This is a genomic window from Planosporangium spinosum, from assembly GCF_049999945.1.
In the GTDB taxonomy this organism is placed as follows: Bacteria; Actinomycetota; Actinomycetes; order Mycobacteriales; family Micromonosporaceae; genus Planosporangium; species Planosporangium spinosum.
The window spans coordinates 233,692-257,566 of the sequence record NZ_JBLYUB010000001.1 but is presented as its reverse complement, the minus strand read 5'-3'; the positions used below and the strand labels follow the sequence as shown (position 1 = coordinate 257,566).

The window sequence follows — 23,875 nt, the reverse complement described above, 5'->3', positions numbered from 1 at the left end:
CCGTCTCCTCAGCTCGTCGTCACACGGACGTCGTCGAACCCACCGTCGAGTACGTCACCGACCGCGACGGGCCGGCGTAGGGTCGCGGACACGTAGACCGCCTTCACCACGGCGAACGCCAGCAGCGCGTCGTCGACCCGGACGGCGGCCGGACGCCCCCGCTCGATCGCGTCGACGATGTCGCCGTACTGGCGCAGGTGGCCGACCACGAAGCTGTCCGCCGCCCGGGCCACGCCCCGGATCTCGCCGGCCGGCACCACCCGGGTCGCCTGGTTCGCCCGCTCCGCCGGGGCGTCCCCGGCCGCGTGGAAGTACTCCAGTTGGTCGTCGTGGATGACCGCGGACCCGCGCGAGCCGTGTACCTGCAGCCGCACCGCGAGCCCCGGGTACGCCGCGGTGGTCGCGTGCAGCACGGCCAGGGCGCCGGAGGCGAACCGTACCGTCGCCACCGCCACGTCCTCGACCTCGACGCGGTCATGGCAGAGCAGGCCCGTGCACCCGAACACCTCCGCCGGCTGTCCGAGAAGCCATACCAGCAGGTCGACGGTGTGGATCCCCTGGTTCATGGCGGCGCCGCCGCCGTCGAGCTCCCACGTGCCGCGCCACGGTGCCGAGTCGTAGTAATCCTGGCCGCGCCACCATGCGACCGACGCCACGGCGGACGTCAGCCGGCCGAGTCGACCGTCGGCGACCGCGCGCGCCACGGCCACGCTCGCGGGGTCGAACCGGTGCTGGCTGATGACCGAGCAGACCTGCCCGCGTTTCTCGGCCTCCGTGGCCAGCCGGGCCAGTCGCCGGGCCCGCGCCAGCGTGGCGTCCGGGGGTTTCTCGACGACCACGTGCGCACCGGCGGCGAGCGCCTCCTCGGCGACCTCGGCATGGGTACCGCTGGGCCCGCAGACCACGACCAGATCGACGGCGCGGTCGGCCAGCGCCGCGGTCAGGGTCGGGTAGCGCCCCGGCGGCGGCCCTCCCGTCAGGTCGGCCACGTGGTCGGCCAGGCTCGCGCTCGCCGCGGCCACCGGGTCGACGACAGCGGTGGTGCGCAGCCGAGGATGGCGCGCGATCGCCTCGGCATGGTTGTGGGCGATGATGCCACTGCCGACGATGGCGACCGAGAGCGGGACGTTCATGCCAACTCCACTCCGATCGAGGTGGTCAGGGTCCGGAACGCGCGGGCGGCCCGCCCGAAGGCGGCCGGGCCGGAGAATCCGCCCCGCGCGTGCTGGCGCGCCAGGTGGGGTTCGAGCGACGCGAAGCCCGCGTACCCGTCGTCGCGCAGCGCGGTCAGCGTCTGCCGAAGCTCGCCGTCGCCCTCGCCCGCCGGCACCACCTCGCCGGTGCCGGCCATCGCGTCCTTGACCTGCAGATAGGCCAGGTACGGCCGGAGCGGGGCGTACCCGTCGGTGAAGGGACGCACCCCGACCTGCACGAAGTTCGCGTTGTCCCAGGCCAACCGCAGCGCCTCGGAGCCCACGGCCTCGACCAGGTCGACGATCCTGCTGGGGACGTCGCCGTAGATGCCCTTCTCGTTCTCGTGGAGCAGGACCACGCCGGCCCGCTCGGCGAGGTCCGCGAAGGCGCGCATGCGGGCCAGCACCGGATCGCGGATGTCGGACACCGGCACGCCGTCGGCCCGGTAGAACGAGAACACGCGGACGTAGCGGCTACCCAGCCGGTGCGCCACCGCGACCGCCCGTTTCAGCCGTTCCAGTTCGGCGTCGGGCGGGTCGAAGGCGTCGGACTTCCCGACCGGCGACGCGACGGCCGAGACGGCCATGCCCCGGTGCGCGACGAGCGTGCCGAGGCGGTCGACCTGATCGTCGGTCAGCTCGACGACGTTGGTGTCCCACGCGCCGCGGACCTCGACGTGCCGCGCCCCCAGGGCCTGCAGGACCGCGAGCTGCACCACCGGGTCCGGGTCGATCTCGTCACCGAAGCCGCTCAACGTCCAGGTACAGGTCACTTCATCCCTCCCGCCGTGAGGCCGCTGACCAGGTACCGCTGGAAGACGAGGTAGAGCACGACGACCGGGACGGCGCACACCAGGGCGGCCGCCATCAGCTGCCCGTACACGGGAACGGCGCCGCCCTCCTGGGTCGCGCCGAACACCTGCAGCGCGACCGCCGCGGTACGGGTGTCGGGACCGGTCAGCACCGAGGCGAACAGCACGTCGTTCCAGCCCAGGAGGAACGCGAAGATGCCCGCGACGACGAGGCCCGGCCAGCTGAGCGGAACGATGATCCGGGTCAGGATCCGCCACGACGACGCGCCGTCGATGCGGGCCGCCTCGTCCAGTTCGCGCGGCAGCCCGCGCAGGTAGGTCACCATCACCCAGGTGGAGAACGGCAGCCCGAACGTCAGGTAGGTGAGAAACAACGCCCAGCGGGTGCCGACCACCTGGATGCCGAGCGTCGTCGCCGCGCTCGTGAACAGCACGAAGACCGGCAACAGCAGCAGCGTGCCCGGGATGCTCTGCAGGGCGAGCAGTCCGCGCAGGATCGCGAGCCGACCCCGGAAGCCGTGCCGGACCAGGACGTACGCGCCGCTGACGGACACGAGCGCGCACACGACCGCGACGGCGCCGGCGCCGACGACGCTGTTGACCAGTCCCCGGCCCAGGCTCACGGTCGACCAGATCCGCAGGTAGTTGTCGAGGTGCAGGCTGGTGGGCAGGAACGACCCGCGGGCGATCGACAGGTCGGAGTTGACCGACGCGAAGACCAGGTACAGCATCGGGGCCAGCACCACCGTCAGCAGGCAGGCGTTGACCAGTACCTGCACCGGCCGGGGCAGCAGCCGCCCGACGTCCGCCCGGCGGCGTCCGCGGCCGGCGGGGTTCGCGCGCGTCACGATGTCGCCTCCTCTTCACCCACGTCGAGCCGTACGGCCCGCAGGTATACGGCGAGCGGAACCGCGACGAGCAGGCCGGACAGCACCGCCATGGCCGCGCTCAGGCCGAACCGGAAGTTCTGGAAGCTCTCGACGTACGTCAGGACCGGTAGCACCTCGACGTCGTGCGGGCTGGGCACGCCGAAGAGCACGAACGGGAGCGTGAAGTTGTTGATGTCGTGCAGGAACGACACGACCGTCGCCAGGGCGACCGGTCCGCGAAGCCACGGAAAGACGACGTAACGCAGCTTCATCCACCAGCCGGCGCCGTCGAGGGCGGCGGCCTCGTGCACCGCGGGATCCACCGACTGCAGGCCGGCCAGGGTGAGCAGGTACACCAACGGCCACCCGGCCCAGACCTGCACGATGACCAGCGCCCAGAAGCTCCGGGGGCCGTTGAGCCACAGGCCGGTGTCCAGGCCCAGCGGGGCCAGGGCCCGGTTGGCCACGCCGGCCGGTTGCAGGATCGTCCGCCACAGCGTGCCGACCACGAAGGCGGGCAGCACGTACGGGACCAGGAAGACGGAGCGCACGACCGCGCGTCCGGCGAACCGGTTCTGCGTCGCCAGCGCCGCCGCGACGCCGACCGGCAGCGCCGCGACCGTCGCTGCCGCCGAGTACGCCGTACTGACTCCGACGGAGTGCGCCAACGGCGACTGGCGCACCGCTTCGCCGTAGTTGCGCAGGCCCACGAACGGCGCGTCCGTCCACTGCCGGAAGGAGTACTGGTCGAGGTCGAGCAGGGAGACCTGGAAGGCCACCAGCAGGGGGACGACGATGACGAGGACGGTCAGGAGGCCGCCGGGCACGAGCATCCACAGCGGACGGTCGCGCCGGGTCGGCCCGCGGCGTCGGGCCGGCGCTCTCGCCACGGCCATCGACTACTTCACCTTGTCCAGTGCCGCCTGGGCCGACGACTGGGCCTGTCCGAGCAGCGACCTGAGCGCGCCGTCGTCGACCTTTCCGGCCGCCAGTTGCGGTACCGACTGCACCACGACGTTGACCAGCGCCAACTGGATCTGGCTCCAGGCACCGGTGAAGGGGGTCGCGACCGACTTCGCCGACGAGTCGACCATCGCGGCGAGCGCCGGGTCGCCGCGCAGTGCCTGCGCCGCCTGCGCGTTCGTCGGCAGTTCGCCGAAGGTCCGGTAGTAGAGGTCCTGCGACTCCGCGCTGGTGAGCATCCTGATCAGGGCGAGGGCCAGGTCCTTGGCCGGGGTGTACCGGGCCACGACGAGGTTGTCGCCGGACAGGATGCTCGTCGCGCCCATCCCGCCCGCGGGCGGCGTGGCCGTGCCCGGGGCAATGGTGGGCATGACGGCGTAGGCGTACTTACCGGCGACGGCCGACCTGTCCAGGGTCACCTTCGACGTCGCGGAGACCATCGGTAGGAATGCCGCCTTCCCCGCGCCGAAGGCGGCTATCGCCTGGGCGTTCTTCCAGCCGGCCGCCGCGGGGTCGACGACGTGGTCGGTGGCGAGCCACCCGAGGTAGGTCCGGTAGGCCTTCAGCGTGGTCGCGTCGTCGAGGTGTGCCCTGCCTGCCTCGACCAGTCGGTTACCGGCCTGCAGGCTCATCGCCCAGATGAACTTCCACGGGTCGTAACTGTCGCCGTAGGCGACCGCGAGCCCGTAGGTGCCGCCGCCGGTGAGCTTCTTCGCCTGGTCGCGCAGGCCGTCCCAGCTGTCGGCCGGCTTGTCGATGCCCGCGGCCGCCAGGAGTTCGGTGTTGTACGCCATGACGAACGGGCGGGTGGTGAACGGCACGCCGACCTCGTGGCTCCGGTCCGGACCCGAGATCCCGAGCGTGGCGGGGAGGAACCTGTCCCGACCGCCGACGGAGTTCCAGTCGCTGTCGTCCAGTTGGACGAATGCGCCCGTGGCGTACGCGGTCGGAGTGAACGTCGTGCCCAACGCGTAGATGTCGGGGCCCCGACCGGCCAGGACGGAGGTCTGGATCCTGGTCAGCTCGTCGTTGGGCGACGCGAAGGTCTCGAACGTGACCGTCGCGCCGGTCTGCTTCTTGAAGCGCGCGGAGACGTCGGAGAACCACTGCCGTTGCTGTTCCGGATAGATGGAGTTGGCTCCGATCAGGACGGTCAGGGTCTTTCCCGCGCCGTCCGCGCCGGCGCCGGAACCGCAGGCGGGAAGCGCCGGTACGAGGAGCATCGCGCCGACGAGCGCTAGAAGGCCGCGTTTCGCTCTCATGTGTGCACTCCTCGGCGTCGAGGCGTCTGTTCGTGCGGAGACCGGGCGGTTCGGGCGCAAACCGTTCGGGAACACAAGATCGATGAGCGTCTGTCGATTGCGGGATTGGAGGCGACCGTAACAGCCCGGCCATCCGGCGGCAATCGGTTGCCATTTATTGCCATCGCTGGTTTCCTGGCCCCGTGGACAGGCCTCAGGACTTTGCCGGCCCGGTGGAAGGCCGTCAGGGCGGCACCCGGGGCGGCGGTACCCGGACACGCCGGGTCACGATCAAGGACATCGCCGCGCTGACCGGCGTCGCGACCTCCACGGTGTCACGTGCGCTCAGCAACCCGGGCCGGGTCAATCCGGCCACCCGGGAACGCATCGAGACCGCCGCCCGGCAGCTCCACTACGTGCCCAACTCCCAGGCCCGCGCGCTCACGTCCGGCCGTACCGACACGGTTGCCCTGCTCGTCTCGGACGTCACCAACCCGTTCTACTTCGGACTCATCCGCGGCACCCAGATGCCGTTGAAGGCGGCCGGCTACGCGCAACTGCTCATCGACACGGAAGACTCCGGCGAGGTGGAGAGGCAGATGCTGGACAAGATGCGGCAGTCGATCGACGGTGCGATCCTCGCCGCGTCCCGGTTGTCCGACCGGGCGCTCGCCGCGCTGGCGGCGGAGGTTCCGCTCGTCGCCGTCAACCGCGACGTACGCGGTGTGCAGAGCGTCGTCATCGACACCCCGTCTGGTATCTCGCAGGCCGTCGAGCACCTGACGTCCCTCGGCCACCGCGACGTCGTCTACGTGTCCGGGCCGGCGAACTCGTGGTCGAACGAAGCCCGCTGGCGCGCCGTATGGGCCGCCTCCGCCCGCCACGACCTGCGGGCCCGGCGCATCGGGCCGTTCCCGCCGGGACGGCTGTCCGGCTCGGCCGCCGCCGACGCGGTCGTCAACACCGGGGCCACCGCGTGCCTCGTCTTCAACGACCTCCTCGCGATCGGCGTGCTCACCCGGCTGCGGGAACGCGGCATCCGGGTACCCGCCGACGTCAGCGTCGTGGGCTGCGACGACATCTTCGGTGCCGACTTCTGCCACCCGCCACTGACCACGCTGACCGCGCCGATCGAACGGGCCGGCCAGGTCGCGGTCTCCATGCTGCTGTCCCGGTTGACCGAGCGGTCGCCCCATGCCGTGCGTCGGCTCGCGGTGCTGCCGACCCACCTCACCGTCCGCGACTCGACCGGACCGGTGCGGTAGGACCGTCCGGCGCGGACTCGATACCATACGTTGATCCGTCTCGATCCGAGGAGGGCAGTTGAACCTACCGCCCCGTACCCGGGAACAACGCAAGCGGGACGCGCTCGAGCGGCTGGAGCGCGACGTCGACGCCTGGGTGGCCACGGCCGACGCCGGGAGCGGGACGCCGTACCTGGTGCCGCTGTCATTCCTGTGGGACGGCGACACTCTGCTGGTGTCCACGACCGCCACCAGCAGGACCGCCCGCAACCTGCGGGCCACCGGCAGGGTCCGGATCGGCGTCGGCCCGACCCGCGACCTGGTTCTCATCGAGGGGACGGCGGAGGCGATCCCGGACGCCGACATCCCCGACGACGTCGGTGACGCGTTCGCGGCCGGGACCGGTTTCGACCCGCGCCGGGAGCGCGAGCCCTACCTGTACTTCCGCATCCGGCCGCGGCGGATCCAGTCCTGGCGGGAGGCCAACGAACTCGACGGTCGCGAGTTGATGCGGGACGGGAGCTGGCTGGACGGCTGACGGCAACCGGTGCCGGCATGGGCGCGTGAGGTGTCACCGTTGTCCCCGGGCGCGGTACGTCGGCAGGGCCCTGGTGTCTTCTGATGTCCAGTGGATCGCCGCCGGTCGCCGGGGCGGCGGGTCGTAGTGCCGGGGGTCGGCCCCGGCCGACCGGATGACGCCGGCGGCACGAGCCCGTACCGAGCACGCGGTGGTGCGGCAGCGCGGGCACCAGCCGCCCTCGACATCACCGCAATCAACGAATGGCTGGAACGCGTTGATTGCGGACTTCAGCGAGGTCCAAGACCCGTGCGTCCATCGATGAGTTCCCTGACGACGTCGAGATGCCCAGCGTGCCGCGCGGTCTCCTCGATCATGTGCAGCGCGATCCAGCGCAGGTCGCTCACCTCGTCGTCGGTATCGACGTCAACGGGCCCGGCCGGTGGCATAGACAGCGGCGTGGATGCAAGTACCAGGTTGGACCGCCGACATTGGTCGCGATAGAACGCGAAAACGACCTCGGGCGATCGCCGGGTATGCAGCGGATTGTTGCCGTCCAGCCCGTCGTCGTCGGACCAGGGAAGGTCGGCGGCCTTGCCCATGGCCACAACTTGGAACCAATACCGCTCAGCGTGGCCGAGGTGCTCGATCAAGCCCAGGGGTGACCAGCCAGAGGGCAGGATACGCGCGTTCAACGACTCTGTATCCAGGCCGTCGAGGATGGACAGGACGCTGCCGCGTTGGGCGTCAAGGAAGTGCATCAGGACAGCGGCTTCGGGATCCCCAGGTACTGACACCGGCCCATCATGCCATTGGCCGATGCCTTTGGCTGCTATACATCGATCAGCGAGCGTGCCGACACCTCACGAGCGCGCGTGCCGGGCGGCATCACCCTCGCATCGACGTGCTCGCCGCCCGCTCGCCCGGCCCGCACCGCGCGCTGCTGGCGGCGAACACGGCCGGCTACAGCCACGCCACCATCGACGGGATGCTGGTGGAGACCAACCGGTGCCGCGCCCCGGGACCCACTCCGGGCGTGGACCTGTGGTGGTCGGGCAGACACGACAACCACGGTGGCAACGTTCAGGTCTCACCGTCGCGGACGGCTGGCCGATCTGGACCTCCGACGTGCGGCCCGGTCGTGAACACGACACCACCGCCGTGCATGCCCACGCCGAGATCCTGCCCGCGCTGCGTGACGCCGGCGGTGATCTGCGTACCCTCGGCGACCTGGGCTATGGAGGCGAGTCTGACACCATCACTGTCGCGTTCAAGAAACCCCAAGGCGGCCGGCTGACCCTGGTACAGCAGCAGCTCAACAGCGTCCACAACCGGCTGCGTGCCATCGGCGAACGCGGCAACTCCCTGCTCAAGGTGACCTTCAAGGCGTTGCGCAACGTCAACCTCGACCCTGGCGGGTCGGGAAGATCGTCGCCGCGGCGCTCGTCATCCTTCACCTCAGTGGGTCAATGTGAACATGCCGATTACCAGTGCGGATCCGGATGCCCGGGCGACGGTGGAAGATGGACGCATGATCGGTGACCGGTGGGGCATGACGGACAGTGAGATATTGCGCTCCTATCCGTGCGATGACTTCGTCGTCTCACCCGTGCTGCAGGCGTGGCGGGGGGTGCGAGTGGAGGCGCCCGCCACAGCGGTGTGGCCGTGGGTTGCCCAAGTGAGACTTGCGCCGTACGCCTATGACTGGATTGACAACCTCGGCCGCCGCTCACCGCGACAGCTGGTGGGTCTTCCCGAGCCTCAGGTCGGAGAAGCATTCACCACTGCGGGCGGGCGCAAGTTGGGCAGGATCGTCTCGGTCGACCCCGGGAAACAGCTCACGGGCACCATCATGGGTGGCTTCATGTCCTACGTCCTTGTGCCCCAGGAGCACAATACGACGCGCTTGCTGCTCAAGGTCGTCATGCAGACAACCCGCTGGGCCGCCCTCGGGCTGTCCGTCGGCGACCTGGTCTTGGCTCGTCGGCAGCTACTGAACTTGAAGCACCTTGCTGAGCGCCACCACCATCAGGGCCCGGCCGCGGAATGAAGAACGGACGCGCGCCACGCGTCGTGCCAGCACACGCCCAGGCTCCGATCGCAAGCCGACCGATGCCTGCGGGCGATCTCGGTAGCCGCCGTCGCCGGTGATGGTGGCCGCGGTCGGGGCGGGACCGCGCGATTGGTGGGGATCAGGATGGATCACGCCGGCGGGCGTACGGACCGGTGAACTCACCAGTCCGTACGAATTGGCGGGCGCCGATCGGTGGGGCTCGGCTACCCTCGGCGCGTGCCGGATGTCCCCACCCGCTACCGCTCACCCGACGAGGACAGCGCCCGATGGCGGGACTTCCCGTTCCGCCCGGGCGACATCGTGATCAGTACCCGCTCCAAGAGCGGCACCACCTGGATGCAGATGATCTGTGCCCTGCTGGTGTTCGGCACCCCGGACCTGCCGGCGCCACTGCCGACGCTGTCGCCGTGGCTGGACTGGCTGGTCGAGCCTCGCGACGAGGTGTTCGCCCGGCTCGCTGCCCAGCGGCACCGGCGGTTCATCAAGACCCACACCCCGCTCGACGGAGTACCGCTCGACCCGCGCGTCACGTACGTCGTGGTCGCCCGGCACCCGCTGGACCTGGCGGTCTCGCTGTACCACCAGGCCGCGAACCTCGACCACGACCGGCTGCGCCGGCTCACCGGCCAGCCCGCGCCGTCGCGGCCGTCCCGTCCGCGGCCGTCGGTACGCGAGTGGCTGTTGTCCTGGATCGACCGCGACGACGACCCGCGCGCGGAGCTGGACTCCCTGCCCGGCGTGCTGTCGCACCTGGCGGACGCGTGGGCCCGCCGCGACGCCGGCAACGTGGTCCTGGTGCACTACGACGACCTGTCGGCCGACCTGGCGGGGCAGATGCGCCGGCTGGCCGACCGGCTCGGCATCCGGGTACCGGAGGAGCGCTGGCCGGAGCTGGTGGAGGCGGCCACGTTCGCCCGGATGCGGGCCCGGGCCGGCCGGCTCGTGCCCGACCCGGTCGGTGTGTTCAAAGACTCCGGTGCCTTCTTCCGGCGCGGCCGGTCCGGGGCGGGGCGCGCGCTGCTCACCCCCGACGAGCTGGCCGGGTACCGGGCCCGGGCGGCCCGGCTGGCACCGCCGGAGCTGCTGGCCTGGCTGCATCGCGACACCGACACCGGAGTCGTCGCCGGCTGAGGGCACCGGTGCGCTCAGGGGCGCAGGATCAACCGGATCGGACTGTCCTGTTTGGTCGCCAGCCGCTCCACGGCCCGCGCCGCCTCCGACAGGCCGACCACGTCGCTGATCGAGGCGGCCAGGTCGAGCCGGCGCTGCCGGGCGAGCGCGACGAGCTGCTCGACGTGCTCCGGTTCGGAGCCGTAGTGGCCGTGCACGGACTGCTGGAGGTAGGTGAACCGGCTGTCCGAACCGATGGTGACCGGCTGATTGGCGATCCCGGCCAGCACGAGCCGGCCCCGCCTGCTCAAGACCTTGAGGGCCTGCTCGCGGACGGCCGGTACGCCGGCGAAGTCGAAGGCGACATCGAGCCCGCGCCCGCCGGTGAGCGTGCCGAGCACGTCGCGGAAGTCGGGGTCGGCAGGGTCGACGGCGGCGTCGGCGCCGAAGGCGAGCGCCCGTTCGCGCGCCGCCGGCAGCGGGTCCACCGCCACGATCGGGGCCGCGCCGACCAGGCGCAGCAACTGGACCGCGTGGGCGCCGAGCCCGCCGACGCCCCAGACACCGACCGCCTCGCCGGGCCGGGTCTGCGCGGTCGCGGTGACCGCCGCCCACGGGGTGGAGACCGCGTCCGGGATGATGCAGGCCTGCTCGAAGGGCAGCTCGTCGGGGATCGCGACGAGGGTGTGCGCGGTGGCGAGCGCGTACTCGGCCCAGCCGCCGTCGTAGTCGACGCCGCGCGTGTACACGGTGCCGCGCCGGTCCTCCTCGCCCGCCTGCAGCAGCACCCGCTGCCCCGGCTGCCAGCCCTCGACGTCCGCGCCGAGCGCGTCGATGGTGCCGGCGACCTCGTGGCCGAGGGTGACCACGTCACCGTCGAGGTACAGCGGGGTCAGCGTGCCGTCGACGAGGTGCACGTCGGACAGGCACACCCCGGCCGCCGCCACTTTGATCCGCACCTGACCCGGCCCCGGCTGCGGTACCGGTACCGTCTCCAGCGCGAAGCGCCGTTGTGTGATGTGCAGGCGTCCCGCCAGCATCTCCGCCACAGCCCCTCCAGTGTCGCGTCCGTTCCCGGGCCGCCCGTCCCCGCGCGGTCCGGGGTCAGCTTCGCATGCCGGTGCCGGCCCGGGTACGGCCGCCTCGGTGGCCACAGCGGACGGTCACGCGTCCACGGGCGGCCGGACCTCGCCCGCGACGAACCGTACGAAGCCCTCCGGGTCGGGGTCGGCTGGAGGACCACGGTGTCGGCGCCCGTTCAGTCGAACAGCACCACCGAGCGGGCGCCCTCGCCGCGGCTCATGCGGGCGAACGCCGCCGGCGCCTCGGCCAGCGTGATCCGGTGCGTGATCAGCGGTCCCAGGTCCAGCGCGCCGTCCAGGACGGCCTGGGCCAACCGCGGGATGTCGCGGTCGGGGTCGGCCGAGCCGTACACCGACGCCCGGAGCGTACGCGCGCTTGCGAAGATCTCCAGGGCGCTGACGGTGAACAGGTCGTCCTTGCCACCCATACCGACCACCGTGACCTGGCCGCCCCGGCGGGTGGCCCGCCACGCGGCGCGGATGGTGGCGGCCCGGCCGACGCACTCGAAGGCGTGGTCGGCCCCGCGCCCGCCGGTCAGGGCCCGGACCGCCCGGCTGAGGTTGTCGTCGGAGACCAGGTAGTCGGTGGCTCCGGCGGCCAGGGCGAGGTCTCGTTTGGCCTCCGAGACGTCCACCGCGATGACCGGCCCGGCGCCGGCGGCCCGGGCGCCCAGCAGGACCGACAGTCCGACGCCGCCCAGCCCGATCACCACGACCGCGTCGCCGGCACCCACCCGCGCGGTGGTGCCGACCGCGCCGACGCCGGTCAGCACGGCGCAGCCGAGCAGGGCCGCCTCGGCGAAGGGCAGCTCGGCCGGGACTGCGATGACGGCGTTCTCGGCGACGACGACCTCGGCGGCGAGGGCGCCCAGGCCGAGGGTGTGGTGCAGCGGCGTACCGTCCGCGGCGGACCCGCCCGGGGTGGCCGCCGCTCCGCCGGACGACTCGCACAGCCAGGGCTCGCCGTGGGTGCAGAACCAGCACCGCCGGCACGCCGGTGACCAGTTGAGGACGACGTGCGCGCCGGGCGCGACCCGGGTGACGCCGGCGCCGACCTCGGTCACCACGCCGGCCGCCTCGTGGCCGAGGACCAGCGGCATCGGTGCGGCGACCGTACCGTTGAGCATGGACAGGTCGGAGTGGCACACGCCGGCCGCGCGGATGCGCACCCGGACCTGGCCGGCGCCGGTGGCCGGCAGCGCGACCGGTTCGACCGCGGGCTCGCCGCCCGCGGTCCGCGCCACCAGCGCGGGGATCGTCGTCGGGGTCACCGCTGGATCGCCTTCGTCTCGAGGAACTCCATCAGGCCGTGGGCGCCGAGCTCGCGGCCGATGCCGGACTGCTTGTACCCGCCGAACGGGGCGAGCGGGTTGAACGCGCCGCCGTTGATGTCGACGGCACCGGTGCGCAACCGCCGGGCCACCGCCATCGCCCGGTCCGGGTCGCCGGACCAGACCGCGCCGGCCAGACCGTACCGGGAGTTGTTGCCTATCGCCACGGCCTGATCGTCGTCATCGAACGGGACAACGGCGAGGACCGGGCCGAAGATCTCGTCCTGGGCCACGGTCGAGTCGGGGTCGACGTCGGCGAGCACGGTCGGCGCGACGAAGTACCCGGTGTCGGGTACCGGCGCGTCGAGGCCGCCGGTGACCACGCGGGCCCCCTCGGCGAGACCCCGCTCGATGTACCCGCGGACCCGCGCGCGCTGCCCGGCCGAGACCAGCGGGCCGAGCCGGGTGGCCCCGTCGAACGGGTCGCCGAGCCGGTACCCGGCGGCGGCCTTGGCGGCCAGCTCGAGCGCCTCGTCGTAGCGGCTCCGGTGCACCAGCATCCGGGTCCAGGCGGTACAGGTCTGGCCGGAGTTCAGGAACGCGTTGCCGACGCCGACCTTGACGGCGGCCGCCAGGTCGGCGTCGGCGAGGATGATGTTGGCCGACTTGCCGCCCAGTTCCAGGCAGACCCGGGCGATCCGGTCGGCGGCCAGGCGGCTGATCTGCGCGCCGGTCGCGGTCGAGCCGGTGAACGAGACCAGGTCCACGTCCGGGTGGGCGGCCAGCGCCGCACCGGCGACCGGGCCGGTACCGGTGACCAGGTTGACCACGCCGGCCGGCAGGCCGGCCTCGTGGACGGCGTCGAACAGCAGGTACGCCGTGAGTGGGGTGAGCTCGGCCGGCTTGAGCACGACCGTGCAGCCGGCGGCGAGCGCCGGGGCCACCTTCGCCACGACCTGGTGCAACGGGTAGTTCCAGGGGGTGATCGCGCCGACCACCCCGACCGGCTCCCGTACCACCAGGGAGTTGCCGATCGTCTCCTCGGGCAGCGGTTCGGCGGCCAACCGCACGTAGCTGTGCAGGACGGTCAGCGGCAGCCCGGCCTGGACGCGGGTGGCGACCTTGAGCGGGGTACCGAGCTCGAGCGCGACGGTGTGCGCGATCTCCCCGGCGCGGGCGGCGAGGGACCGGTGCAGGCGCTCCAGGTGGGCGGCGCGCTCGGCCGGCGGCGTGGCGGCCCAGCCGGGGAACGCGGCGCGGGCCGCGGCGACGGCACGGTCGACGTCGGCCGCCGAGCCGGCCGGCACGGCGCCGAGGACCTGCTGGGTGGCCGGGTTCTCCACCTCGATCTCGCCGGTGCCCAGCGGCGGCACCCACGCGCCGTCGACGTACAGGGTGGTGCGGTGTGACTGGCCCGGGGTGGCAGGCTCTGCGGGATTCATGGGTGTCCCTCGCGTCGGATGGCGAACCGGATTACCATCCGTGAAACTAGCACCGCTAGTTTCGCTCGGATACCCCGTACCGCGCCCGCACGCACCCACAAGGAGCGCCATGCGTCCCGTGTACTTCGCCGCCGCCCGCCGCACCCCGATCGGCCGGCTGCGCGGCGCCCTGTCCGGCGTCCGCCCCGACGACCTGGCCGCCGGGGTGCTGCGCGGCCTGCTCGCCGACGTACCCGCCCTGGACCCGGCCCGCATCGACGACGTGTACTGGGGCGCGGCCAACCAGGCCGGCGAGGACAACCGCAACGTCGCGCGGATGGCCGTCCTGCTCGCCGGGATCCCCGAGACCGTACCCGGCGCGACCGTCAACCGGCTGTGCGCTTCCGGCCTGGAGGCGGTCACCACCGCCGCCCGCGCGATCGCCTCCGGTGAGGCCGAGATCGTGGTCGCCGGCGGCTCCGAGTCGATGAGCCGGGCCCCGTTCGTGGTACCGCGCCCCGACGACCGGCTGCCGCACGCGATGGAGCTGGTCGACACCCGCCTCGGCTGGCGGCTGGTCAACCCGCGCATGCGTGAGCTGCACGGGCTGCTGGCGATGGGGGAGACCGCCGAGGAGGTGGCCGAGCGGTACGGCGTCGGCCGGGACCGGCAGGACGAGTTCGCCCTGCGCAGCCACCGGCGCGCCGCCGCCGCCCGTGCCGCCGGCCGGTTCGACGCCGAGATCCTGCCGGTGGCCCTCCCGGACGGCGGCACGGTCACCGCCGACGAGGGCATCCGCGCCGACACCTCGCTGGCGAAGTTGGCCGGGCTGAAGCCGGTGTTCCGCCCCGGCGGCACGGTCACCGCCGGCAACTCCTCGCCGATGAACGATGGCGCCGCCGGGCTGGTCCTGGTCAGCGAGGACGTCCTGCGGGAGCTGGACCTCGAACCGCTCGGCCGCTACGTGGCCGGGGCCAGCGCCGGCGTGCACCCCGACGTGATGGGCATCGGGCCGGTACCGGCCACCCGCAAGGTGCTCGACCGGGCCGGCTGGAAGCTCGACGACCTGGCCGAGGCCGAGCTCAACGAGGCGTTCGCCGCCCAGGCCCTCGCCGTCGTCGACGAGCTGGGCATCGACCCCGAGATCGTCAACCCGGACGGCGGCGCGATCGCCCTCGGCCACCCGCTCGGCTGCTCGGGTGCCCGCATCCTCACCACCCTGCTGCACCGGATGCGCCGTACCGGGGGCCACCGCGGGCTGGCCACGATGTGCGTCGGCGTCGGCCAGGGCACCGCGGTGCTGGTCGAACGCGACTGAACCCATCCTGTTCCGAGTCCCACGCCTGTCACGAGGAGAGCCATGAGTAGCAGATTCGCCGATCGGATCGCCATCGTCACCGGCGCCGCGCAGGGCATCGGTGCCGCCACCGCCCGACTGCTGGCGGCCGAGGGCGCGCGCGTCGCCGTCGTGGACCTGTCCGCGGAGGCGGGGCGGGCCGTCGTCGACGAGATCACCGCCGCCGGTGGTACCGCCGCGGCCTTCGGCTGCGACGTGTCCGACGCCGACGCGGTGAACGCGATGACCGACGAGGTGGTCGGCCGGTTCGGCACGCTCGACATTCTGGTCAACAACGCCGGCATCACCCGCGACAACCTGCTGTTCAAGATGTCGCCGGCCGACTGGAACGCCGTCCTCACGGTCAACCTGACCAGCATGTTCTACTGCAGCCAGGCGGCCCAGAAGTACATGGTGAAGGCCGGGTACGGCAAGATCGTCAACCTGAGCAGCCGGTCCGCGCTCGGCAACCGGGGCCAGGCCAACTACGCCGCCGCCAAGGCCGGCGTCCAGGGCCTGACCGCGACCCTCGCCATCGAGCTGGGGCCGTTCAACATCAACGTCAACGCCGTCGCGCCCGGCTACATCGCCACGGCCATGACCGCCGCGACCGCCACCCGGGTCGGCTCCACGCCGCAAGCGCACCAGGACATGGCCGCGCAGCGTACGCCGCTGGGGCGGGTCGGCCGGCCCGAGGAGGTCGCCGCGGTGATCGCGTTCCTGGCCAGCGACGACGCGTCCTACGTCAGCGGCCAGACGCTGTACGTCAACGGCGGCGCCCGGTAGCCGTACGTCAACGGCGCCTCGATGGCCATGCCCGGTAGCCGCCCGCCCCCGCCGGGCCGGCGGTCCGGCCCGGAACCGGCCCCACCAGCGTCGTTTATCGGCGCCTGATAAGGCAAGAAAGCCTGGTCGCGGTAACGGAGCGGGCAGCGGGATCGGAGCGCGGGGCGGCATGGCCGCTCCGCCCGGGGAGGGGCCGTGCACGGTCTCGAACTCGTCGTGGTGCTGGGCCTCGCCGTCCTGCTGGGGGGAATGGCGGCCCGTCGGCTGCGCGTGCCCCCTCCGGTGCTCCTGCTCATCGTCGGCGTGCTGCTCGGGTTCGTTCCCGGCCTGCACACGGTGAACCTGCCCTCAGAGGTCGTGCTGCTGCTGTTCCTGCCGGCGCTGCTGTACTGGGAGAGCCTGAACACCTCGCTGCGCGAGATCCGCGCCAACCTGCGCATGATCGTGCCGTTGTTCACGGCCCTGGTGTTCGTCGCCGCCGCGGCCGTCGCGACGGTGGCGCACACCTTCGGCCTGCACTGGGGCCCGGCCTGGGTGCTCGGCGCGGCGACGGCGCCGACCGACGCCACCGCGGTCGCCGTGCTCGCCCGGTCGCTGCCCCGGCAACTGGTCACCGTGATCCACGTCGAGAGCCTGGCCAACGACGGCACGGCCCTGGTCATCTACGGCCTGGCGGTCACCTCCACGGTCAACCGGCAGCGCCTCAGCCCCGGCGAGACGGCCGGGTGGCTCGTGCTGTCGTACGCCGGCGGGGCGGGCGCCGGGCTGCTGGCCGCCTGGATCGCGCTGGGACTGCGGCGGATGCTCGACGACCCGCTGCTGGAGAACACCGTCAGCCTCCTGACCCCGTTCCTCGCCTTCCTGCTCGCCGAGTTGGTCCACGGCTCCGGCGTGCTCTCCGTCGTCGTCTGCGGGCTCGTCCTGAGCCGGATCGGGCCGCGCCGGATCCGCGCCGACACCCGCCAGCAGTCGTTCTCGTTCTGGCGGGTCTCCACGTTCGTGGTCAACGCCGTGCTGTTCGTCCTCGTCGGGTGGCAACTGCAGGCGACCGCCCGGGACGTCGACGACATCATGCTGCCGTCGGCGTTCATCGCCGTTGCCGCGATCTCGGCGGTGCTGATCGGCGCCCGTACCGTGTGGGTCTGCACCACGCCGTACCTGGCCCGGCTGCTGCGCCGGTGGGTCGGGCGGATACCGGACGTGAGTCTGCGGGGACGGGTCGTCATCGCGCTGACCGGATTCCGCGGCGCGGTGTCGATGGCGGCCGCGCTGGCGGTACCGCACACGTTGGCCGACGGTTCGCCGTTCCCGGGTCGCTCCATGATCGTGTTCGTCACCTCGGGCGTCATCGCGATCACGCTCGTCGTGCAGGGCCTGCTGCTGCCGCACGTCGTACGGTGGGCCCGGCTGCCGGCCGACACCGACGTCGAGGACGAACTGCGGCTGGCCGAGATCGCGGCGACCGAGGACGCGCTCGCCAAGATGGACAAGGTGGCCGCCGAGCGGGCTGTCGAGCACAGCGTGGTCGACCGGATGCGCCACGAGTACGAAAAGCACCTCGCGGTGCTGCGCGCGCACGGCCACGAGGACGACGACAATCCGGGCCGCCGGGCCGAGGCCGACTTCGCCAGCCTGCGGCTGGGCCTGCTCTGCCAGAAGCGCGAGACGGCGGTCCGGCTGCGCGACGCGCACCGCATCGACGACACCGTCCTGCGGCAGATCCTGACCCACCTCGACGCCGAGGAGATCCGGCTGTCGCGCCGGGACGTCCCCGACTGATCGACATGCCCATGGTCATGGAAGAGGGGGAAGCGCTCAGCTCACCGCGGCACGGGCCACCGGGAAGTCGAAGTACGTGTGCGGGTACGGCTCGTTCCTGAGGGAGTAGTGCCACCACTCCTGGTCGTAGTTGGTGAAGCCGGCGTCGCCCATCAACTGCTTGAGCAGCAGCCGGTTGTCCCTGGCCGGCCCGGTGACCCGGGGGTCGAGGGTGTGGGCCAGGGAGTCGAAGCAGTCGAAGCCGGTGCCCATGTCGACGCTGTTGTCGGGGAAGCGCTGCGCCTGCGGTGCGGTACAGGGCGCCAGCTTCTCGCCGGGTACGTACGGCCGCTGGGCGGGCGCGGGCAGCGCCACCAGGGTGAGGTCCATCGTGCTGCCCCGGCTGTGCGCGGTCGGGCCGGCGATGTATCCGTCGTGGAACAGGACCGACTTGTCCAGCCGCGGATAGAACTCCGCCTTCGTCCGCTGGTCGTCCATCTTCGGTCCCCAGCTGGTGAAGTCGTCGACCGCGCGCTGCGGCCGGTAGCAGTCGTAGACCTTGACGCTGTACCCGCGGGCGCGGGCCGCGGTCTGCACCCGGTGCAGCGCCTCGGCGGCCTGCCGGGTGAGGATGCACAGCGGCTCCTGGTAGCCCGTGATCGGCCGGCCGACGAAGTTGTGGGCGGTGGCGTAACGGATGTCCTGGAGGATCGTCGGGTCGACGTCGGACAGGGCGACCAGGTCCGGCGGGGAGTGCTCGGTCACGCCGGGCACGGCCGAGCCGCTGGCGGAGGCGGTCGTCCCGGTGCCCGGTGCGCCGGCGGAGCTGGTCGGCCCGGCGGTGGCCGGGGGCGTGGCCGAGGGGCTCGCCCAGGTCGTACCGGAGGCGGCCGACCGGCCGGCGGGCGCGCCGCAGGCGGCGACCGGTGCCAGGACGGCGATCGTGGCGGCGAGCACGGCGAGCGCACGCCGCCGGACGCGGGGGAGGGCTGGCATGCGCCATGAGTATCACCTTTGGTGCCGATATCGACACGATGGGTGTATGGCGGTGATTGTGCTCTCACCCCACCCGCTTCGGCAGGCCGATCCGGACCGCCACCCCGGGGGAGGCGTGCAGCAGCGGCGTCCCCTGCGGGTCCGGCACCCCGACCGCCGGCAGCAGGTCCTGGCGCAGATGTTCCAGCCGGGCCTCGTGCAGCGGCCACGGCGGATGCTCCGCGTCGACGGCCACCAGCCGGCCGGCGAACACGGTGTAGAGCCGGTAGCGGGCGGTGAGGAAGTGGTCGAGCGGGCCCAGATCCTCCTCCGGGATGGCCGGGCCCATCCGTACCCGCGCCTCGTAGCCGGCGCCGGTCGGACCGGGCCAGCGCCGCCGCCCCCGGTAGGTTACGTGCCGCTCGCCCACCTCGACGTCGGCGGCGCTCCACGCGTACGGCAGACCGAGGCTCAGCCGGGCGGTGAGGACCGCCGGTAACCGGGCCGCCTCCACGGTGAGGAAGAAGATGCCCCGGCCGCCCTCCGGTCCACGCACGTAGGTGCGCACGTTCGTCTCCGGGAAGCTCGACAGGTACGGCAGCGCCGGTGCCGCCGGTGGCCGTACCCCCTGCATCCGGAAGGGGATCAGGCCGACCCAGGCGTCGCCGTCGTACGTGTCCAGTTCCAGCCCGGCGGGCAGCAGCCGCCGGACGGCGGTCACCGGGTAGCGCCAGTGGATGAACGTCATCAGCCGCCAGTGCTGGATCATGGTTGCCGTCTCGACCGGCTCCGGCTCCGGTGCCCGCATCGCGGTCGCTCCTCCCGCCTTCCGTGTACCACCACCAGCCGACGCCCCGACCGGTGCTGCCCTGACCGGCGCCGTGCCGGCGGCAGCGCGGGCGGTACCCCCGCCGCTCGTGTTACCCGGGCCGCCCCCCGATCACGCATGCCCCGGCTCCGTCCGTAGCGCCGGGCGTCTCTGTCGGCAGGCGGTGAACATTCATCCCGGCCGCCGGGCGCCGGCCGGCCGCGTGCCCGCGTCCCCGACCGGGTAGGTGGGGGCTTTGACGTCCTCCCCGCTCCGAAGGGCGGCGGCCCACGCGGGTGGACGCCGATCCGCCCTGGCGGCGGATCGGCTGCCCCTGCCCTGCTCCGCAGGTGTTGGCGGTTCCTTTCCGGCCTAAAGTCCGGAGTATCCACGGAAGGAATCTGATGACCGCAACCGACCTGACCCGGCCAGCGCACCGGGAGAAGACGTTCTTCGGGCAGCCCCGGGTACTGGCGAACCTGTTCGGGGTGGAGTTGTGGGAGCGGTTCTCGTTCTACGGCATGCAGGGAATCCTGCTGATCTACCTGTACTACTCGGCGGCGCGGGGCGGGCTGGGCATCGACCGGGAGACCGCGACCAGCATCGTCGGCGCCTACGGCGGCCTGGTGTACCTGTCGACCATTCTCGGCGCCTGGCTGGCCGACCGGCTGTTCGGCTCCGAGCGGGTGCTGTTCGCCAGCGCCGTCGGGGTCATGTGCGGGCACGTCGCGCTCGCGCTGCTGCCCGGGCTGGTCGGGGTGGGTGTCGGACTGGTCCTGATCGCGTTCGGCAGCGGAGGGGTGAAGGCCAACGCCACCTCGCTGGTGGGCTCCCTGTACGGGCCCGGCGACGACCGCCGCGACGCCGGCTTCGCCCTGTTCTACCTAGGCATCAACGTCGGCGCCCTGGTCGGCCCGCTGCTGACCGGGCTGCTGCAGAAGGAGTGGGGTTTCCACTACGGGTTCGGGCTCGCCGCGATCGGCATGGCGCTGGGCCTCACCCAGTACGCGTTCGGCCGCCGCCGGCTGACCGGCGCCGCCCGGGAGGTGCCCAACCCGCTGCCGCCGGCCCGCCGCCCCCTCGCGGCCGGGGTCGCCGTGGCCGTGGCCGCGCTGGTCGCCGTCCTGGCGGTCACCGGTGCGCTGCCCGCGCGGCGGCTGGCCGGCGTGGTCGTCGCGCTCAGCGCCGTCGCGGCGGCGGCGTACTTCGTGGTGATCCTCGCCAGCCGGGCCATCACACCGGTGGAGCGGCGGCGGGTGTGCGCGTTCATCCCGATGTTCGTCGCCAGCGCGGTGTTCTGGTCGCTGTACCAGCAGCAGTTCACCGTGGTGACGATCTACTCCGACACCCGCCTGGACCGGACCGTCTTCGGCTGGGAGATGCCGGTGTCGTGGGTACAGTCGATCAACCCGGTCTTCATCATCCTGCTCGCCGGTACGTTCGCCGCGATCTGGACCAGGCTCGGGCCGCGCCAGCCGTCGGCCCCGGTGAAGTTCGCCGCCGGCACGATCCTGATGGGCGTGGCGTTCCTGCTGTTCCTGCCACTGGCCGGTGGGGGACCGCACAGCGCCCCGCTGCTGGCGCTGGTCGGCATCCTGTTCGTCTTCACGATCGCCGAACTGCTGCTGTCCCCGGTCGGGCTGGCGCTGTCGACCAGGCTCGCCCCGCAGGCGTTCCGGACCCAGATGGTCGCGCTGTTCTTCCTGTCGGTCGCGCTGGGCACCGCGATGGCCGGCACCCTCGCGAAGTACTACAGCCCCGACCACGAGACCGGCTACTTCGGTGTGCTCGGCGCGGTGGCGATCGCCCTGGGCGCCGTGCTCGCGCTCGCCAGCCCGCTCATCCGCCGGCTGATGGGCGGCGTGCGGTGACCGGCCGCCGGCTGATGAGTGGCATGCGTCGCCGGGCCGCCGGCGGCGGGCGGCTCAGTGCGGCGCCGCCGCCGTCTGCCGCCCCAACAGTCCCCGGACGTAGGCGGCCTGGCCGGCGTGCTGGAGGTCGTCGTCGACGACGCTGACCAGCCGCACGCCGAGGCTCACCGGCGGGTCCCACCGCTCGTCGACGATCCGGTCGAGGTCGGCGGGCTTCAGTTCGCGCAGGAAGTCGCGGGTACGCGCGGCGACGGCGTCGTAGTAGCCGACCAGTACCTCGGCGCTGTCCGGCCGGACCGCGGCGAGCTGCTCGGCGGTGTGCCCGTACCCGGTGTCGGACGGGTCGGGCGCCAACCCGAAGTGGCCCGCCCAGTCGCCGGTGACCCAGATCTGGTCGGTGTCGAGCAGTTCGGCGATGTGGTGGTCCTGTATCCGGGTGAGGTGCCACACCAGCCAGCCGATCGGGTTGGCGCCCGGCGCCGGTGCCCACCGCAACTGCGCCGGGGTCAGCCCGTCGACCGCGGTCCGGACCAGGTCGGGGAGCCGGTCGTAGGCGTCGAGCAGGACGTCGTTCACGTTCACCGCGCGCTCCTCCTTGGGGGTATCGGTGCCTGTCCCGGTACAGGGGTACCGCTACGGCTCGGAACGGGGCGGCGCGGTCGGGTCGTGCGGTTCCTGCGCTGCCGGCGGGGTGCCCGGCTGGTCCGGCGTCGCCGGCTGCCCGGACGTGCCCGGCTGGTCCGACCCGGCCGGTGCCGCGGGCGTCGCCGGCGGTACCGGCGGGTAGCCGGGGACCGGCGGGACCGGGGGCTCCCAGACCGGCTGCCGCTTGCGGAAGAACTCGTTCGACGCCGGCAGTACCAGCAGGACGATCGCGGCGATCGCGGCGAGCGCCCCGATGACGCCCACCAGCATGACGAGCGGCTGGTACCAGCCGGGCAGCCCGTCCTTGATCAGTTGCTGCAGTTCGCTCTGGGACGGCGCGCCCTTGACGTTGCTGCTGTTGCTGCCGAAGCTGCCGCCTGCGACGTTGCCGATCAGCCCGAACCCGCCGCAGCACAGCGACAGGCCCAGCACCACCCAGGTGACGATCCGGGCCGGTTGCTTGCCCTTCCCGTCGAGGATCCCCAGCACCACGTAGCCGACCGTGAACAGCAGGCTGAGGACGGCACCGCCCACCAGGCCGATGGTCGTGGTGGTGGCGACCGTGTCGGCGACCTCGGTCTGGGCGAACGCCTCCTTCATGACGTCGCGGTAGGTGCCGATGACGGAGAAGCCCGCGATCGCGCTGACGACCTGGAGCGCGGCGAGCAGATATAGCAGGTAACAGGCGTACGTGACGACCGGGGGACGCACGCGGGCATCGCCCGACGGCGTGACATTCACCATCGCAATACTCCCTTTCGGATGTGTCCCGGCCACGGTAGCGGTTAGCTGCCGATCCGGGCGTACCCATCGGTACGGGCGTTTCCCTCCGCCGGCGTGCGCGGGCGGGTTAGGGTCGGCGTCGATGACTACTGTGGACACGGGGGAGCGGACGATGCGTGACGTCGTGGTGACCGGGGGTGGCACGGGTATCGGGTACGCGGTGGCGGCGCTGTTCGCCGAGGCCGGGGACCGGGTCGTGATCACCGGCCGGCGCGAGGAGGTGCTCAAGGAGGCCGCCGGGCGGCTGGGCCCTCAGGCGCGGGCCGTCACCTTCGATGCGAGCGACCCGGCGGCGGTCACGCGGGCGGCGGCCGAGCTGCCGGAGCGGGTCGACGTGCTGGTCAACAACGCCGGTGGCAACACCGACTTCGACCGCCCCGACCCCGGTGACGACCTGGCGGCGGTCGCCGCGACCTGGCGCGCGAACCTCGACGCCAACCTGCTGTCCGCCGTGCTCGTCACCACCGCGCTGGCGCCGCGGCTGCCCGACGGCGGCCGGGTCGTCATGATCGGGTCGATCGCCGCGCGCAAGGGCGCGGGGGCGTACGGCGCCGCCAAGGCCGCGCTGGAGAACTGGACCGTGAGCGTGGCCACCGAGTTCGGCCCGCGCGGCGTCACCGCCAACCTGGTCGCGCCCGGCCTGACGCTGTCGACGGAGTTCTTCCGTGGCCGGCTGACCGACGCGCGCCGGCAGTCGCTGGTGAACGCGACGCTGACCAGGCGCCCGGGTACCCCCGACGACGTCGCCGCCACGGTGTTCTTCCTCGCCTCGCCGGCGGCGCGGCACCTGAGCGGCCAGGTCGTGCACGTCGACGGCGGGGCGTACCTGGGCCACTGACGCCCGTCCGGGACGAAACCGGCGGCCCGGCAGCCGCCGTCCACCGGGCCGCGTCGCGTGGACCGACGTCCATCCGACACCGCGCGGCGCGGTGGGGACCGGCTACCCAGATTCCTCGTGGCCCGCCGGTACCGGGCGACCGCCCGGTGCGCGGGCCGGGTGGTCCGCCGCGACCTGCGCCGTACCGGCCGGAGCCCGGGCCGGCCGCGCGGCGGCCCGCCGGCCGGTGCCGGGTACCCGTCCCCACCGCGCCGGCCGCGCGACCCGCCGGCGCGGAA

23 protein-coding genes are annotated in these 23,875 nt (G+C 72.6%); 10 read left to right on the top strand and 13 right to left on the bottom strand.

Translation table 11 applies throughout. The annotated features are described in order from the left end of the window. Positions 1 to 8: 8 nt before the first annotated feature. The 5 genes from ACNTMW_RS01160 to ACNTMW_RS01140 are packed head-to-tail and all read right to left on the bottom strand — an operon-like array spanning position 9 to position 5,099. The gene (locus ACNTMW_RS01160; protein ID WP_426631394.1) at positions 9 to 1,133 is read right to left on the bottom strand and encodes a Gfo/Idh/MocA family protein; all 1,125 of its coding nucleotides are present in this window, start codon (positions 1,131 to 1,133) and stop codon (positions 9 to 11) included. After that, on the bottom strand, positions 1,130 to 1,966 hold the full coding sequence (locus ACNTMW_RS01155; RefSeq protein WP_426631393.1) for a sugar phosphate isomerase/epimerase family protein: 837 nt from the start codon (positions 1,964 to 1,966) through the stop codon (positions 1,130 to 1,132). The genes ACNTMW_RS01160 and ACNTMW_RS01155 overlap by 4 nt, the downstream gene beginning before the upstream one ends. Beyond that, positions 1,963 to 2,853, bottom strand: coding sequence for a carbohydrate ABC transporter permease (locus ACNTMW_RS01150; RefSeq protein WP_426631392.1), 891 nt, complete (start codon positions 2,851 to 2,853; stop codon positions 1,963 to 1,965). Before ACNTMW_RS01150 ends, ACNTMW_RS01155 begins: the two co-directional genes overlap by 4 nt. Next, positions 2,850 to 3,770, bottom strand: a complete 921-nt coding sequence (locus ACNTMW_RS01145; RefSeq protein WP_426631391.1) for a carbohydrate ABC transporter permease — start codon at positions 3,768 to 3,770, stop codon at positions 2,850 to 2,852. The genes ACNTMW_RS01150 and ACNTMW_RS01145 overlap by 4 nt, the downstream gene beginning before the upstream one ends. Positions 3,771 to 3,773: 3 nt before the next feature. Continuing rightward, on the bottom strand, positions 3,774 to 5,099 hold the full coding sequence (locus ACNTMW_RS01140; RefSeq protein ID WP_426631390.1) for an ABC transporter substrate-binding protein: 1,326 nt from the start codon (positions 5,097 to 5,099) through the stop codon (positions 3,774 to 3,776). Between the two features lie 182 nt (positions 5,100 to 5,281). Between ACNTMW_RS01140 and ACNTMW_RS01135 the strand changes: the two genes are divergently transcribed. Then, positions 5,282 to 6,343 (top strand): LacI family DNA-binding transcriptional regulator, encoded by a 1,062-nt coding sequence (locus tag ACNTMW_RS01135; protein ID WP_426631389.1) that lies wholly within the window; start codon positions 5,282 to 5,284, stop codon positions 6,341 to 6,343. A 58-nt stretch (positions 6,344 to 6,401) separates the two neighbouring features. After that, complete coding sequence (locus tag ACNTMW_RS01130) at positions 6,402 to 6,860, top strand: pyridoxamine 5'-phosphate oxidase family protein (protein ID WP_426631388.1); 459 nt, start codon at positions 6,402 to 6,404, stop codon at positions 6,858 to 6,860. Between the two features lie 269 nt (positions 6,861 to 7,129). Here the strand turns inward: ACNTMW_RS01130 and ACNTMW_RS01125 are convergent, their stop codons facing one another. Then, positions 7,130 to 7,600 carry a DinB family protein gene (locus ACNTMW_RS01125; RefSeq protein WP_426631387.1) on the bottom strand — a complete coding sequence of 157 codons (471 nt, stop codon included), beginning with the start codon at positions 7,598 to 7,600 and terminating at the stop codon, positions 7,130 to 7,132. 286 nt (positions 7,601 to 7,886) lie between these two features. Here ACNTMW_RS01125 and ACNTMW_RS01120 point away from each other — a divergent pair, with 286 nt between their 5' ends. From ACNTMW_RS01120 to ACNTMW_RS01110, 3 genes are all read left to right on the top strand, one after another. Next, positions 7,887 to 8,381 (top strand): transposase family protein, encoded by a 495-nt coding sequence (locus ACNTMW_RS01120; protein WP_426631386.1) that lies wholly within the window; start codon positions 7,887 to 7,889, stop codon positions 8,379 to 8,381. Then, positions 8,371 to 8,889: a polyketide cyclase gene (locus ACNTMW_RS01115; RefSeq protein ID WP_426631385.1), complete on the top strand. Its 519-nt coding sequence runs from the start codon at positions 8,371 to 8,373 to the stop codon at positions 8,887 to 8,889. The genes ACNTMW_RS01120 and ACNTMW_RS01115 overlap by 11 nt, the downstream gene beginning before the upstream one ends. A 240-nt stretch (positions 8,890 to 9,129) precedes the next feature. Next, complete coding sequence (locus ACNTMW_RS01110) at positions 9,130 to 10,044, top strand: sulfotransferase domain-containing protein (protein ID WP_426631384.1); 915 nt, start codon at positions 9,130 to 9,132, stop codon at positions 10,042 to 10,044. A gap of 14 nt (positions 10,045 to 10,058) precedes the next feature. Here the strand turns inward: ACNTMW_RS01110 and ACNTMW_RS01105 are convergent, their stop codons facing one another. The 3 genes from ACNTMW_RS01105 to ACNTMW_RS01095 form a co-directional block, all read right to left on the bottom strand. After that, the gene (locus tag ACNTMW_RS01105; protein WP_426631721.1) at positions 10,059 to 11,063 is read right to left on the bottom strand and encodes a zinc-binding dehydrogenase; all 1,005 of its coding nucleotides are present in this window, start codon (positions 11,061 to 11,063) and stop codon (positions 10,059 to 10,061) included. 218 nt (positions 11,064 to 11,281) lie between these two features. Further along, positions 11,282 to 12,376: a zinc-binding dehydrogenase gene (locus ACNTMW_RS01100; protein WP_426631383.1), complete on the bottom strand. Its 1,095-nt coding sequence runs from the start codon at positions 12,374 to 12,376 to the stop codon at positions 11,282 to 11,284. Beyond that, positions 12,373 to 13,818 carry an aldehyde dehydrogenase family protein gene (locus ACNTMW_RS01095; RefSeq protein WP_426631382.1) on the bottom strand — a complete coding sequence of 482 codons (1,446 nt, stop codon included), beginning with the start codon at positions 13,816 to 13,818 and terminating at the stop codon, positions 12,373 to 12,375. Before ACNTMW_RS01095 ends, ACNTMW_RS01100 begins: the two co-directional genes overlap by 4 nt. Positions 13,819 to 13,927: 109 nt before the next feature. Between ACNTMW_RS01095 and ACNTMW_RS01090 the strand changes: the two genes are divergently transcribed. The 3 genes from ACNTMW_RS01090 to ACNTMW_RS01080 all read left to right on the top strand — a co-directional run bounded on the left by ACNTMW_RS01090 (position 13,928) and on the right by ACNTMW_RS01080 (position 17,698). Beyond that, positions 13,928 to 15,115, top strand: a complete 1,188-nt coding sequence (locus ACNTMW_RS01090; RefSeq protein ID WP_426631381.1) for a thiolase family protein — start codon at positions 13,928 to 13,930, stop codon at positions 15,113 to 15,115. A 42-nt stretch (positions 15,116 to 15,157) separates the two neighbouring features. After that, on the top strand, positions 15,158 to 15,919 hold the full coding sequence (gene fabG / locus ACNTMW_RS01085; protein WP_426631380.1) for a 3-oxoacyl-ACP reductase FabG: 762 nt from the start codon (positions 15,158 to 15,160) through the stop codon (positions 15,917 to 15,919). Positions 15,920 to 16,114: 195 nt separating this feature from the next. Further along, positions 16,115 to 17,698 carry a Na+/H+ antiporter gene (locus ACNTMW_RS01080; RefSeq protein WP_426631379.1) on the top strand — a complete coding sequence of 528 codons (1,584 nt, stop codon included), beginning with the start codon at positions 16,115 to 16,117 and terminating at the stop codon, positions 17,696 to 17,698. Between the two features lie 36 nt (positions 17,699 to 17,734). Here ACNTMW_RS01080 and ACNTMW_RS01075 read toward each other — a convergent pair whose 3' ends face one another. After that, entirely contained in the window at positions 17,735 to 18,673 is a 939-nt protein-coding gene (locus ACNTMW_RS01075) for a M15 family metallopeptidase (RefSeq protein WP_426631378.1), read from the bottom strand. Between the two features lie 64 nt (positions 18,674 to 18,737). After that, positions 18,738 to 19,460 (bottom strand): YqjF family protein, encoded by a 723-nt coding sequence (locus ACNTMW_RS01070; RefSeq protein ID WP_426631377.1) that lies wholly within the window; start codon positions 19,458 to 19,460, stop codon positions 18,738 to 18,740. 404 nt (positions 19,461 to 19,864) lie between these two features. Here ACNTMW_RS01070 and ACNTMW_RS01065 point away from each other — a divergent pair, with 404 nt between their 5' ends. Continuing rightward, positions 19,865 to 21,331: a peptide MFS transporter gene (locus ACNTMW_RS01065; RefSeq protein WP_426631376.1), complete on the top strand. Its 1,467-nt coding sequence runs from the start codon at positions 19,865 to 19,867 to the stop codon at positions 21,329 to 21,331. Positions 21,332 to 21,385: 54 nt separating this feature from the next. Here the strand turns inward: ACNTMW_RS01065 and ACNTMW_RS01060 are convergent, their stop codons facing one another. After that, positions 21,386 to 21,913: a mycothiol transferase gene (locus ACNTMW_RS01060; protein ID WP_426631375.1), complete on the bottom strand. Its 528-nt coding sequence runs from the start codon at positions 21,911 to 21,913 to the stop codon at positions 21,386 to 21,388. 51 nt (positions 21,914 to 21,964) lie between these two features. Then, on the bottom strand, positions 21,965 to 22,720 hold the full coding sequence (locus tag ACNTMW_RS01055; protein ID WP_426631374.1) for a hypothetical protein: 756 nt from the start codon (positions 22,718 to 22,720) through the stop codon (positions 21,965 to 21,967). A gap of 121 nt (positions 22,721 to 22,841) precedes the next feature. Here ACNTMW_RS01055 and ACNTMW_RS01050 point away from each other — a divergent pair, with 121 nt between their 5' ends. Continuing rightward, the gene (locus ACNTMW_RS01050; RefSeq protein ID WP_426631373.1) at positions 22,842 to 23,597 is read left to right on the top strand and encodes an SDR family NAD(P)-dependent oxidoreductase; all 756 of its coding nucleotides are present in this window, start codon (positions 22,842 to 22,844) and stop codon (positions 23,595 to 23,597) included. Positions 23,598 to 23,875: the final 278 nt, after the last annotated feature.